The organism is Micrococcus sp. iso_239 (genome assembly GCF_056173395.1).
The window spans coordinates 2,272,219-2,284,551 of record NZ_CM149672.1 but is presented as its reverse complement, the minus strand read 5'-3'; the positions used below and the strand labels follow the sequence as shown (position 1 = coordinate 2,284,551).

Sequence of the window (12,333 nt, the reverse complement as noted above, 5' to 3'; positions counted from 1 at the left end):
CGGGGTGGAAAGGACGTTTGACCGGGTTCCGCCCTGGCGTCGCTGGGGGTAGGAGGCCGCGGGGCGGGAAGGGCTCCTCCACACTTAGCCTCATGGACGCGTGGATTGGACTCGGAGGCGTGGTGCTGGGCGCTTTGATCGCGGGAGGGGCGACGTTCCTGACGGGCAAGCTGGCGGATGATCGTGCTCGACAAGCCAAGAGGAAGGAAGCGGCCACGGCGGGCAGGCCAGCCCGATCGGTCGAGCCGGGCTGGACTGGCCCGGCTCTGCGCTGGCCAGAGTTGTGGCGCGATCAAGGACCGCCACAAACGACCGATTTAGCCGGATGAGCGTGCTTTGAGCGACCGGACATCCTCAACCAGGCGGCTCGCCTGGTCGTGATCGTCCACTACGACGTTGAAGAGCGACCCGTCACGGGTCCGGATCGTGACGCGGGCCCGACCGCCGTTGTTGATGCGGATCCCGTCGGGGGCTGAAGCGCGGCCCGTGACGAACCAGTTGAGGAGTCCGTGGTTCATGCCGTCATCACTGGCTGAAGTGATGTCGGAGATCTCCGAGACGGGAATCGCTCGCCTGTAGAACGGCGCGTGAATCCGCACCTCTGGCGTCGGAACCTCAGAGACGTCGACAGTGATTCGAGCCCCTAGGCTTGCCAAGCGGTTTCCACGGACTGTCACTCTCATGCGCCCACGATCCGGCATGATGCGGTTCCGACACCAGGGCGGAGGGCAACAACTCACCCGCCCCAACTTCTCCAGCTGAGGCTATGCCGGACCGCGATCTCTGCGAGATACCGGACATTCATCGGCGCCAGTCACACCGCCTGGAAGGCGACGTGGGGAGACTGCCGGAGACATCTGGGGCGCGTGCCACAAACGACCGTTTAAACCGCGTGCCGCTGGGAGTCACCTACCCGCCGCATCCGCAGGCGGAGGATGGCGAAAGCGCTCACCCCCGAGTGGGGCTGGCGTCCATGGCCCGGGTGGTGACCGACGCAGTTCTGGCGTGGGTCAGCTCTACGCGGGTCGGTCAGACCCGCGTAGCGTCGATGCTGTTCGGCGCGGCGGCCCCTCGGGCCTCCACGCATCCGACATGATCGAGGGGAGTCCTCCTTGTACATCCACAAGCAGAAGCTTCAGCACGTCTCCAGTCCTGAGAAGCCTGACGCGGTCTACGCCCGCAAGCTGCAGGAGGTGATCGGCGGGCAGTACGGCGAGATCACCGTGGCCATGCAGTACAGCTTCCAGGCATGGAACGCCCACATTCCGGGCAAGTACCGGGACCTGCTCTTCAGCACGGCGGCCGAGGAGTTCGGACACGTCGAGATGCTCGCCACCATGGTGGCCCAGCTGCTGGAGAAGGCCCCGGTGGGGATCACCACCGACGCCATCCAGGATGACCCGGCCGTGGCCGCCGTCATCGGGGGCACCGACCTGCAGCAGGCCATCGTGGCCGGTGCCGGTGCTCGCCCCGTGGACAGCATGGGGAATCCGTGGACGGCGGCCTACGTCACCGCCAGCGGCAACCTGTTGGCGGACATGACCGCCAACCTCAACGCCGAGATGCAGGGCCGCACCCAGGTGGCCCGGCTCTATCACATGACCGATGACCCGGGCATCCGGGAGCTGCTCTCCTTCCTTCTGGCCCGGGACACGATGCACCAGAACCAGTGGGCGGCGGCTGTGAAGGAGCTGCAGGAAGACGGCCTGGAGGAGATGCCGGTGCCGAGCAACTTCCCGCAGAAGAAGGAGGCCACGGAGCACTCGTACACGCACTATGAGTTCTCTGACGGTCAGGCCACTGCGGAGGGTTCGTGGGCTGCAGGCCCCACCCCGGACGGCAAGGGCGAGTTCTCCTACTCGTCCGAGCCGCCGGCGGGGGTCCCCATGCCCCCGCCCACCCACCCGGACTCCCGTTTCTACGGGACCACGGAGGTGCCCAACCGCCTCGAGAAGCTGGCGGGCACGGTGCAGGACAAGCTGCACCGCGAGTGACCCGACCTTCCCGATGAGGGGGTGCACGGGCCCGTCTGCCCCGGCAGGCGGGCCCGTGCCGTCTGTCCCTGTAAGAGGCCGCATCTCCATGGCGCGGATTGTGACGAGAATGCGTCTTACCACTCTTGAGGGGCTGCGGGCGCTTCGGACAGGGCTGCGGGGCGCGCGGGGTGCCCTTGACCCACGTCCACGCGGGTATATCCGACCTTCAGTGGGGACATGCTCCACAGTGTTTCATATAGCGCCCCATCACCGGACACTTCACCGGACGGGTCTTACGGGACGAGCCGCCAGGCGTGCCCGCGGCCGCAGCGCTCGAGCGCGGACGTGTCCGGTGAAGGTTCCACTTACGGGACGGTCAATGCTCATGCCGCAGACCTCCCCCTCCCGCCGCAGAAGAGGTAACAGCGTTTGCTCCCGAGGACCGCGACGTTCTGTCAGTCGTCGTTGAATTTCCAGTGATGTCGGGCGCCGCGGGCGTGAGCTACAAGCCGAAGGCGCCGCCCTCGAGGAGGATGACGATGCCGAGGCCGATGAGGACCAGCGGGAAGAGGATGTGTTCCCAGCGTTCGAGGATCTCGGCGATGGGCCGGCGGGTGGCGACGTACTTGGCTGCGAGGACGAGGAGGCCGACCAGGGCGAGGAAGACGAGGCAGTAGGCGATGATCGCGGTGGTGGACGCGGTGGCGAAGACGGGGACGTAGACCCCGATGTTGTCTCCGCCGTTGGCGAACGTCACGGCGGCCACGGTCAGGACTCCGACCTGCTTGTCGGCGACCTTGGCCTCGTCATCGTCGTCGTCACCGCGGTTGCGCCACGCTCGCCATGCCGCGTAGAGGCCCAGGGCGAGGGGGATGAGCCCGAAGTAGGGCAGGGCGTCCTCGGGCAGGAAGCTGCGGGCCCCGAGGGAGATCACCACGGCGGCGAGCAGGATGCCCCCGAAGCCGAGGTACTGGCCGAGCAGGATCTTGCGGGTGGTGCCCCGCTGGCCGGCGCCGCGGGCGTAGAAGAGGGACAGGACGATGATGTCGTCGATGTTCGTGGCCACGAACAGGCCGATCGCCTGCAGGATCGGGGTGAGCAGTTCCATCGGTGCCTTTCAGGGCGCGCCGGACCGCCGGCGGTGGGTCAGTGGGGCCGCGTTGGTCCGCGGGGGTCAGTGTCCGCGCGTGGGCTGGTGGGTGCGTGCGGCGCGCAGGCCGTTGAGGATGACCAGGACCTCGGCGACTTCGTGGATGAGTACGACGGCGGCCAGGCCCAGGACGCCGGTGATGGCCAGGGGTGGCAGCGCGGCGATGATGAGCAGTGACAGGACGATGTTCTGGTTGACGATGCGCCGTCCGCGTCGGGCGTGGGCGATGGCCTGGGGCAGCAGGCGCAGGTCCTGGCCGGTGAAGGCGATGTCGGCGGACTCGATCGCGGCGTCGGAGCCGGTGGCTCCCATCGCGATCCCGACGTCGGCCGCGGCCAGGGCGGGGGCGTCGTTGATGCCGTCACCGATCATCGCGGTGGGCCGGCGCACGCTGAGCTCGCCCACGGCGGCGGACTTGCCTTCGGGGCGCAGCTCGGCGCGCACGTCGCTGATGCCGGCCTGGGCCGCGAGGGCGCGGGCGGTGCGCTCGTTGTCTCCGGTCAGCATCGTGACGTCGATGCCCTGGCCCGCCAGGGTCGTGATGACCTCGGGGACCTCGGGACGGAGCTCGTCACGCACCCCGATCGCCCCGGCGACCGCGCCGTCGCGGTGGACGACGACGACCGTCATCCCCTGGGCCTCCAGGTCACGGACCCGGTAGGTGAGGTCGCCGGGGTCGACCCAGCGGGGGCTGCCGACCAGCACTACGGCGCCGTCGACGGTGCCGTGGATTCCGTGGCCGGCTTCCTCGGTGGTGCCCTGGGCGGCGGGGATTGTGGGGGCGGCGTGGGTGATGGCGGTGGCGAGGGGGTGGGTGCTGTGCTGCTCGAGCGCGGCGGCCCAGGCCAGGACCTGTTGCTCGGTGACGTCGGCGGCGGGGACGACGGCGGTGACGGTGGGCTGGTTGCGGGTCAGGGTCCCGGTCTTGTCGAAGGCGACGTGCCCGATGTCCCCGAATCGTTCGAAGATGGCACCGCTCTTGATGATGACGCCGAACTTGCTGGCCGAGCCGACCGCGGAGACCACGGTGATCGGCACCGCGATCGCCAGCGCACACGGGGAGGCGGCCACGAGCACCACCAGGGCGCGGGTGATCCAGGTCTGCGGGTCACCGGCGAGTGAGCCGATGAGCGCGACCAGCACGGCCAGGACCAGGACGCCGGGCACGAGCGGACGGGCGATGCGGTCGGCCAGCCGGGCGCGTTGCCCCTTCTCGGCCTGGGCGCGTTCGACCAGGCTCACGATCGTGGTCAGGGAGTTGTCGGTGCCGGGCGCGGTCGCCTCGACCTGCAGGGCTCCGGCGGCGTTGATCGCCCCGGCAGACACCTCATCACCGGGGCCGACCTCGACGGGGATGGACTCACCGGTGATCGCCGAGGTGTCCACGCTGCTGTGCCCGCTGCGGACGATGCCGTTGGTGGCGATGCGCTCACCGGGCCTGATCAGCATGACCTGCCCCGCGGCCAGGTCACGGGCCGGGACGCTCGCGCTATGGCCGTCGGTGAGGACGGTGGCGCTCTGGGGCACGAGCTTGAGCAGCGCGCGCAGCCCGGCACGCGCCCGGTCCATCGCCCGGTCCTCCAAGGCCTCGGCGATGGAGTAGAGGAAGGCCAGGGCCGCGGCCTCCTCCACGTGGCCGAGGATGACCGCGCCGGTGGCGCTCATCGTCATGAGGAGCGCGATGCCGAGCTTGCCCGTGGCGAGCTTGCGCAGCGCACCGGGGACGAACGTGGAGGCCCCGAGCAGCAGACCGACCCAGAACAGCACCAGCGCCGCGCTCTGGGCGCCGGACCACTCACAGGCCAGCCCGGCGACGAACGCGACCCCCGAGGCGATGGGGATCAGGACGGCGCGGTCAGCCCACCACGGGGTCTCGTGCTCGTCGTCGGTCTCGAGCTCCTCGACGGGGGTGTGGGTGGTCGCCCTCATGCCACGGTCCCGCTCGGGCAGCAGCCGGGCACCGTGCAGGTGGCATCCACGCACGGGGCGTTCTCATCGACGGCCAGCGTCACCTCGACCAGCGCGGTCATCGCCGCCCCCAGGTGGGGGTCGGCGATCTCGTACCGCGTCTGGCGCCCCTCGGGCTCGGCCACGACGATGCCGCAGTCCCGCAGGCAGGTGAGGTGGTTCGACACGTTCGACCGGGTCAGGCCTAGGTCGCGGGCGAGTACCGCCGGGTAGCTCGGGCCCTCGAGGAGTGTCATGAGGATGCGGGAGCGGGTCGGGTCGGCCATCGCCCGGCCCAGCCGGTTCATCACGTCCAGCCGCGAAGCAATAGTCAGCATGCGCTGATCATACAGAACCTGCTGACCTCTCGTGTGTGGCTCCCGCTGCTGATATCTGCACATCTGCATAGGTGTATGGTCGTGGCATGAGTGTGACGCCGTTGGATTCGTGTCAGGTCACCGCCGTCCATCCGGAGAAGGTGGCGCTGACCCGGGAGAGGATCCCCGACGAGCGCGAGGCCGGCAGGTTGGCCGGGCTGTTCAAGCTCCTGGGGGACCCGCGCCGTGCCCGGGTGCTGTATGCGTTGCTGGAGGCCGGCGAGCTGTGCGTGTGTGACCTGGCGGCGTCGGTCGATGTCGCGGAGGCGTCGGTGTCCCAGGTGCTGCGGGTGCTGCGTTCCGCTGGGGTGGTCGAGAACCGCCGGGAGGGGCGGATGGTGTACTACCGCCTCGCTGACGGGCATGTGCGGATGCTGCTGGACGTCTCCCGTGAGCACGCCCGCCACGAGGGGCAGGGCTGATGGGGGCGGGACACAGCCATGCCCCGGCGACCGGGCATGCCGGTGGCCGCTACCGTCGGCGGCTGGCGGGGGCGTTCGCCCTGACGGCGGGCTTCTTCCTGATCGAGCTGGTCGCGGGGCTGGTGTCGGGGTCGTTGGCGCTGCTGTCGGATGCCGGGCACATGGCTGCCGATGTGGTGGTGCTGGGTGCGGCGCTGCTGGCGACGCGCATCGCGAGCCGGCCGGACTCCACGGGGCGACGCACCTATGGCTCCTACCGGGCCGAGGTGTTCGCCTCGGCGTTGGCGGTGCTGGCGATGCTCGCGGTCGGGGTGTACGTGGTGGTCGAGGCCATCAGCCGGCTGGGCGACGCGCCGGAGGTGGCCTCCGGCGCCATGCTCGCGGTCGGCTTCGCCGGCCTGGTGATCAACATCATCTCCATGCTGCTGCTGCGCAGCGGGGCCAAGGACAGCCTGAACGTCAAGGGCGCCTACTACGAGGTGATCGCCGACGCCGCCGGGTCGGTGGGTGTCATGGTCGCCGGCGTGCTGATCATTCTCACCGGCCAGCCGATCTGGGACGTCGTGGTCGCGGCGCTCATCGCGGTCTTCGTCATCATCCGGGCGGTGGTTCTGGGCAGGCAGGTGATCGCGGTGCTGGGCCAGCACGCCCCGGAGGGGGTGGACCCGGAGGACGTCGCCGGTGACCTGGACGCGGTCGAGGGGGTGGAGGAGGTCCACGACCTGCACCTGTGGACCCTGACGTTGGGGATGAACGTGGCCACGGCCCACCTGGTCGCTGACCAGGGCGCGGACCACGGCGCCGTGCTTGCCGGCGCGCGCCGGGTGCTGCGCGACCGTTACGGTATCGCCCATGCCACCTTGCAGGTGGAGGGCGCCGGCAGCGACGGCTGTCACGACCTGAGCTGGTAGCACTCGGCACGGAAGCCCGCTCGCGAGAGCCGCACATGCTTGAGCAACGTCTTAGGAGCGCGCGATGGCCGCGAAGCACGGCAAGGGCCCCGGGCCGGACGAGGGCCAGCGGCCGGCCCGGCGCGGGGTGGTGCTCACCCTGCTGGGGATCGGTCTGGTCGCCGCGGCTTACGTGGTGACGATCGTGGTCATGGTGGTGCGGTGACGCGGCCCAAACGGACCGCGGCCTCATGGCGGCGCCGCAAGGCGGTCATCGCGTCGTCCAGTGCTGTCCTCGTCGGGTCGAGCACGTAGAGGTCGTGAAGACGTCCAGATATAGGCCTGGGACGGGAGTTCTTGCATCGACTGAACTCCCCGGTGGTTGCAGGTCCGATACGCAGGGGTGCCAGTAAGTAGGGCTGATCGGCGCCCATTTTCTTGTCTCGCGCCCCGGGGCGAGGCGGTCCCCTATCGGTGTCCCTGTGTGCGGGGCAGGTTCACGCCGCGCAGCAGGAGAGCTTGGCGATGTCGGTGGTGAAGGCCTGCGCGGTGAGCTTGAGGCCTTCGGCCATGGTCAGGTAGGGGCTCCAGAGGTTGGCGACCTGGCTGGTGGTCATGCCGGCCTCGAGCATGTAGACCCCGGCGGCGGCGAGGTCGCCGGCGTCCTGGGCCAGGGCGGTAATGCCGATGATGCGGCCGGTGTCGGCGTCGGTGACCATCTTGATGAACCCGCAGGTGTCGCGGTTGACGATCGCGCGTGGGACGTGCGCGAGTGACAGGACACGGCTGTCGTAGCGGATCCCGGCAGCGGAGGCCTGCCGTTCGGTCATCCCGACGGCGGCCAGGGCGGGGCTGGTGAACACGACCCGGGGCAGGTGGCGGTAGTCGACCTCGAGGCCGGCGCCGGTGAGGGCGTTGTCGGCGACGAGGGCGCCGAGGTGCTCGACCGGCTGGACTTCATCCGCCGGGGGCAAGCGGCCGGGCTGACCCTGGCCCAGATCGGTCAGGTGCTGGACATCCGCGACCGGGGGCAGGCCCCCTGCCGGCACGTCACCGACCTGCTCGACACCCGCCTTGATGTGATCGACCGGCAACTCGCCGAGCTCGCGCAGCTACGCACCACGATCGCCGACCTGCGCGAGGACGCCGCCGCCGGCGACCCGGCCACGTGCTCCCCCGAGGATGTCTGCCGCTACCTGTGACACCGAAGTTCACGGGCCCGTGGCAGCGCATGGCGGCCCACTCTGTTGCGTTGGGGTGTTAGACCTTTCGCAACGGTTCTGTTGCGCGGGGTGCACCCTATCGCGACGCCTATTCCTCCGGCCTGCCGTCGGCCGCTGTCCCGGTGAAGGATCGGCTTGCGGAACGTGAGCCTCACTCGCAGCGCCCTCTTGCCCGCGTGCTTGGAGGCCGCCACTGAGCTCCGACAGAACCCCGCCATATAGCGGCGCAAGCCACACCCTGGCGTCTGTCGGGCGAAGCGCCTCGGCGCTACAGTGTCCAATCAGGTATACCCACTAGGCGCATGTGTCAGAGCCAGTTGGGTGCTGCTGGACAGAGGTGCCAGGGTGCGATCTTGCTTGACAGGGTTGCCCATCATCGCGCTCGACGGATTCGTCGATCCGGCCTTCTCCAACCGCGCGCTGGCTCGCTTACCCGTTGGGCTTGGCCTCGGATTCATGGACGTCATTCTGGAGTAGCGCGATGATCTGCTTTGCGGTTTCACTCCGGTGGTCCTGTGAGATGGGCCTGCTTCCGATCAGGTCGTTGACCCAGAGCCCGTCAGCAGCGAGCAGGGCGAGCGAGGTCATCTGGTCGCGCTCAGCTTCGTCTCGTTCGCTACGTCCGGTCCATCGGGCGATGAGGTCTTCCCAGATCGCCTTGTGCTGGGTGTGCTGGCTGTCGAGAATCATCTGGAACTCGGCGCGGGAGGCGGCTGTCGAACAAGTGAGTATGTAGGCGGTCAGGCGCTCCATCGGCGTTGCCTCAGCGGTTGGCTTTCCACAGGCGATCTCTAACTGCCGCTCCCAGCGATCAGCGAGTCTCTGGTGGATCGCAGCGATCAAGTCGTCTCGTGACGGGAAGTGGTAGATGATCCCGGCCCTGGTGATCCCTGCAGCGGCCGCGACAGAGTCAAACGTGACTGCTGTGATCCCGTCTTCCTCGATCACTTGGATCGCGGCGTCGAGGATCATGGTCTTCTTGCTCTCACGCACCATCATGCGCCCCTCCGATTGGTTCAGTGGTTTTCGGCGTACTCCATTGCCTCGCTGCCGGGCCCGTAAGCGCGGAGCAGCCGATTGGTCAGAGCGGCTCCACTAGCCAGCATGACAGCGAGGACGATCATCGTGACCAAATAGGCCGTGTCGTAGGCGGAGGTGGCGGCTGCGATCACGTCGAGATCTCCGTCGGCGATCCCGAGGGCATCGGCAATGCTCTCCCCCGCTGCGGCGGGAGTGCCATCCGGGAGTCGGACGACTGTGGCGTAGACGAAGGTCAGGAGGCTCCCGAGGAGTGCTACAGCCGAGAGGGAGCCCATCTCATAGGAGACTTCTTCGATCGAGGCCGCCATGCCGGCCTTTCGCGGAGGCGCGTTGCCCATAATGGCGGCGGAAGCGACGGCGAAGGTGCCGCCCAGGCCGAAGCCGGTCACGATGAAGCTGACGACCAGCAGGGGTAGTGATCCGTTCGCAGAGGCCAGCACGGCGAGAGCTAGTCCTAGGGCGGCGATGGCGAGGCTGCCGGAGATAATGATCCGCAGGCCCACGATGTGCAGGATCGCGGCCCCTAGGACACCTGAGGGCAGGGCGCCAAGCGCGCTGGCTGCGACTAGCAGGCCTGCTTGCAGGGGGGTGAAGCCCTCGACGAGCTGGAAGCGCTGTGTGGTCGCGAGCTGGGCGCCAGCGATGGTGAACATCGCGAAGAAGGCTGCCAGAGAGCCGCCAGCGAAGGCGCGGTTGCGGAAGATGGAGAACTCGATGAGTGGTTCTTCCAATCGGCCCTGGCGTCGCACGAAGAGGACGAACCCGATGACTGCTGACGCCAGCGCCCCTGCGATCAGAACCCAGTTCTGTGGAATATGGGCCAGTTCCTTGATGACGAGCACGGTGCCCACCAGCCCGACCATCGCATAGAGGGATGAGACGAGATCCCACTTCTTCGACGGATCGGGATGGTTGTGCGGCGCGATGATTGCGGTCGCCACAAGTGCGATGGCAACAACGGGGACATTGATGAGGAAAACAGATCCCCACCAGAACCGTTCGAGAAGGGCGCCGCCGAGAATGGGTCCGAGCGCTGCCCCCGCGATCGACAGGCTCCCCCAGATGGCGATGGCGATGTTGCGCTCACGAGGATCGTCGAACGCGAGGCGGATCAGAGCAAGCGTGGCGGGCATCATCGCTGCGGCCCCCACAGCGAGGAGTGCCCTGGCGCCGATCAGGAAGGCAGGGTTGGGCGAGAATGCCGCTGCCAGTGATGCGGCACCGAAGATCCACAGGCCGACGACGAACATTCGGCGGTGGCCGATGCGATCGCCCAGTGTGCCTGCTCCCAAGAGGAGGCCAGCCATGACCAGGGGGTAGGCGTTGATGATCCACAGTGTCGAGGATCCGGACGCGCCGAGGTCTGCGGTCAACGTAGGCAAGGCGGTGTAGAGGATCGAATTGTCGAGGGTGATGAGTAGCAGGCCGGCCCCCACGGTCATGAGCAGCCACCACCGCCGCGGCGATGATCCAACGTCGTTCACTGTTGTACCCCTGTCCTCTGCCTGTAGTCGCATCAACGAAACTATACTAACAGGTTAGTAAAGTAAACGTCAACGCTCCGACAGAGGGATGCCTCACAATCCAGCTGGGTGTTCATTGCCCCATCCCGGCGTCAAGCCGGGTATACCCCTTTACACACCCCCCCGCCGCCACGAGAGGATCACGTCAGAGTGGGTCCATTTTGGACCCGTTGGACACATGCGACGGAGGGTCTTAAATGTGGTTGGACAGACTGTGGCCTACGTGCGGGTCAGCTCTGCCGAGCAGAACCTGGAGCGTCAGCTGGAGGCGGTGGGGGAGTGCGACCGCGTCTTCCAGGACAAGATCAGCGGCAGCTCGAGGGCCGAACGGACGGGGTTGGCGGAGCTGATGCGGTACGTGCGGGAGGGGGACCTGGTGAAGGTCGCCTCGATGGACCGGCTCGGCCGGGACACCCGGGACCTGTACGCGATCGTGGACGAACTGACCGACAAGGGGTGTGCGGTGCAGTTCGTGTCGGAGCGGATCACCGTGGACAAGTCCGGCACCTCTCCGGTGGATGGGCTGATGCTGGGCATCTTGGCCGCGTTCGCGGAGTTCGAGCGTCGGCGGATCAAGGAGCGCCAGGCTGAGGGCATCGCGTTGGCCAAGGCTCGGGGGAAGTACGTGCAGGCCCCGAAGATGTCAGATCAGGACGTGGAGCAGGCGCGCGTGATGATCGACATGGGGATCCCGAAGGCTGAGGTGGCGCGCACGTTCGGGGTGAGCCGGCAGACGCTGTACACCTCGTTGAAGCGCGCGGGCGAGGCTGCCAATGCGGGGTGTTTCAGTCAATCTGAAGCGGCCTGGGTTTCGTTCCGAGGTCAGGACGCAGCGGGCGCTGAATGGGACTGGTGCACCCTCACTCGGACGCCCGCTCGGGGAGGCACCTCACGTGGGCCGATCCGACGGGGTTCAGTCTGCTCGGGCCTCGGACACGGACTCCTCGAGCACGGCGAGCTCCGTCTGCGACAACTCTGTGCCCGTGACTGGCAGGACGTCATTTTGCTCGATCGCAAGCACGCCCTCTTGTAGGTTGACCGGCGTCGGGTACCACCCCGCGTCTACAAGGTTGAAGAGATACAGGTCTCCGGCCCCCGCGGTCAGCACCGGAGCGCCGCTCAGCTCGAACTTCTGGCCATCCTTGACCCCGCCTAGGATGCTGAACTCCAGGGTCTCACCCGGCTGCACATCACCCTTGACGACCGTTTCGACCTGCACGGTGTACACGGTTGAGGGAAGGGCCATTGGCTCCGGGTCCTTGGGGTTCGGCACCGCGCCAGGCTCCTTCATGAGGTCCCAGACTTCAACCCGAGATGCGATCACCCGGCCCACAAGCGAGTAGTCCGACGCCTGCTGAACGTCCTCGGCAGTGCTGTAGCTGACGTACCGCGCGTGAAGGGTTTGAGTCTCCTCCGCTGACATCTCTGGTGTGGCGGAGTGGGCCGTTGACTCCTTCCCGGCCTGAACCGAGGCAGTCATTGCAGCAGACGGCACTTGCGCTCCCTCCACCGCCTCCGGGGCACTGCAGCCCGCAAGCAGGAGGCCGGCCGCGACTATGCCTACACCGATGGGAAGGGAGGAACGAGGTGACCTCATCAGAGTGATCCCTTCAGGATGGAGGTGGGAATGGACACCGGGCACTGAGTGGTCGGGCTGCACAGCGACCCGTAATAGCGTCGGACCCCGTCAAAGTCGTATGCGTAGGGGGTCGTCCGGCTCAGACTTGTGGAGTACTTCATGATCGAAGCCGCCGAGGTGGTCGGGTTGTCAGCGAGGCTCAGAG

General features: G+C 67.6%; 12 protein-coding genes and 2 pseudogenes. 6 read left to right on the top strand and 8 right to left on the bottom strand.

Annotated elements, in window-relative coordinates:
• Positions 1–317: 317 nt before the first annotated feature.
• Positions 318–683, bottom strand: coding sequence for a hypothetical protein (locus tag AC0VX2_RS10625; RefSeq protein WP_221844790.1), 366 nt, complete (start codon positions 681–683; stop codon positions 318–320).
• 429 nt (positions 684–1,112) lie between these two features.
• Here AC0VX2_RS10625 and AC0VX2_RS10620 point away from each other — a divergent pair, with 429 nt between their 5' ends.
• Positions 1,113–1,994: a manganese catalase gene (locus AC0VX2_RS10620; RefSeq protein ID WP_119217726.1), complete on the top strand. Its 882-nt coding sequence runs from the start codon at positions 1,113–1,115 to the stop codon at positions 1,992–1,994.
• 484 nt (positions 1,995–2,478) lie between these two features.
• Here the strand turns inward: AC0VX2_RS10620 and AC0VX2_RS10615 are convergent, their stop codons facing one another.
• The 3 genes from AC0VX2_RS10615 to cmtR form a co-directional block, all read right to left on the bottom strand.
• A complete protein-coding gene (locus AC0VX2_RS10615) occupies positions 2,479–3,084 on the bottom strand; it encodes a cadmium resistance transporter (RefSeq protein WP_068398372.1) in 606 nt (201 codons plus the stop codon).
• Positions 3,085–3,150: 66 nt separating this feature from the next.
• The gene (locus AC0VX2_RS10610) at positions 3,151–5,055 is read right to left on the bottom strand and encodes a heavy metal translocating P-type ATPase (RefSeq protein ID WP_475432585.1); all 1,905 of its coding nucleotides are present in this window, start codon (positions 5,053–5,055) and stop codon (positions 3,151–3,153) included.
• Positions 5,052–5,411 carry a Cd(II)/Pb(II)-sensing metalloregulatory transcriptional regulator CmtR gene (gene cmtR, locus AC0VX2_RS10605; RefSeq protein ID WP_060774483.1) on the bottom strand — a complete coding sequence of 120 codons (360 nt, stop codon included), beginning with the start codon at positions 5,409–5,411 and terminating at the stop codon, positions 5,052–5,054. The genes AC0VX2_RS10610 and cmtR overlap by 4 nt, the downstream gene beginning before the upstream one ends.
• Before the next feature lie 86 nt (positions 5,412–5,497).
• Between cmtR and AC0VX2_RS10600 the strand changes: the two genes are divergently transcribed.
• The 3 genes from AC0VX2_RS10600 (at position 5,498) to AC0VX2_RS10590 (ending at position 6,988) form a co-directional block, all read left to right on the top strand.
• Positions 5,498–5,872, top strand: a complete 375-nt coding sequence (locus tag AC0VX2_RS10600; protein WP_041103922.1) for an ArsR/SmtB family transcription factor — start codon at positions 5,498–5,500, stop codon at positions 5,870–5,872.
• Positions 5,872–6,783, top strand: a complete 912-nt coding sequence (locus AC0VX2_RS10595) for a cation diffusion facilitator family transporter (RefSeq protein ID WP_475432584.1) — start codon at positions 5,872–5,874, stop codon at positions 6,781–6,783. Before AC0VX2_RS10600 ends, AC0VX2_RS10595 begins: the two co-directional genes overlap by 1 nt.
• Before the next feature lie 64 nt (positions 6,784–6,847).
• Positions 6,848–6,988: a hypothetical protein gene (locus tag AC0VX2_RS10590; protein WP_165381393.1), complete on the top strand. Its 141-nt coding sequence runs from the start codon at positions 6,848–6,850 to the stop codon at positions 6,986–6,988.
• Positions 6,989–7,259: 271 nt separating this feature from the next.
• Here the strand turns inward: AC0VX2_RS10590 and AC0VX2_RS10585 are convergent.
• Positions 7,260–7,697: pseudogene (locus AC0VX2_RS10585) on the bottom strand (mercury(II) reductase); the annotation flags it as partial.
• Positions 7,698–7,706: 9 nt separating this feature from the next.
• On the opposite strand from AC0VX2_RS10585, the pseudogene AC0VX2_RS10580 reads away from it, so the two are divergent.
• A pseudogene (locus tag AC0VX2_RS10580) lies at positions 7,707–7,964 on the top strand (MerR family DNA-binding protein); the annotation flags it as partial.
• A 450-nt stretch (positions 7,965–8,414) separates the two neighbouring features.
• On the opposite strand, the gene AC0VX2_RS10575 reads toward AC0VX2_RS10580, so the two are convergent.
• Positions 8,415–8,984: a TetR/AcrR family transcriptional regulator gene (locus AC0VX2_RS10575; protein WP_127435544.1), complete on the bottom strand. Its 570-nt coding sequence runs from the start codon at positions 8,982–8,984 to the stop codon at positions 8,415–8,417.
• Between the two features lie 17 nt (positions 8,985–9,001).
• Entirely contained in the window at positions 9,002–10,468 is a 1,467-nt protein-coding gene (locus tag AC0VX2_RS10570; RefSeq protein WP_260490940.1) for an MFS transporter, read from the bottom strand.
• Positions 10,469–10,772: 304 nt separating this feature from the next.
• Here AC0VX2_RS10570 and AC0VX2_RS10565 point away from each other — a divergent pair, with 304 nt between their 5' ends.
• Entirely contained in the window at positions 10,773–11,582 is an 810-nt protein-coding gene (locus tag AC0VX2_RS10565; protein WP_475432583.1) for a recombinase family protein, read from the top strand.
• Here the strand turns inward: AC0VX2_RS10565 and AC0VX2_RS10560 are convergent.
• Positions 11,463–11,972: a hypothetical protein gene (locus AC0VX2_RS10560; RefSeq protein WP_115165736.1), complete on the bottom strand. Its 510-nt coding sequence runs from the start codon at positions 11,970–11,972 to the stop codon at positions 11,463–11,465. The two genes, AC0VX2_RS10565 and AC0VX2_RS10560, sit on opposite strands and share 120 nt — an antisense overlap.
• Between the last annotated feature and the right edge of the window lie 361 nt (positions 11,973–12,333).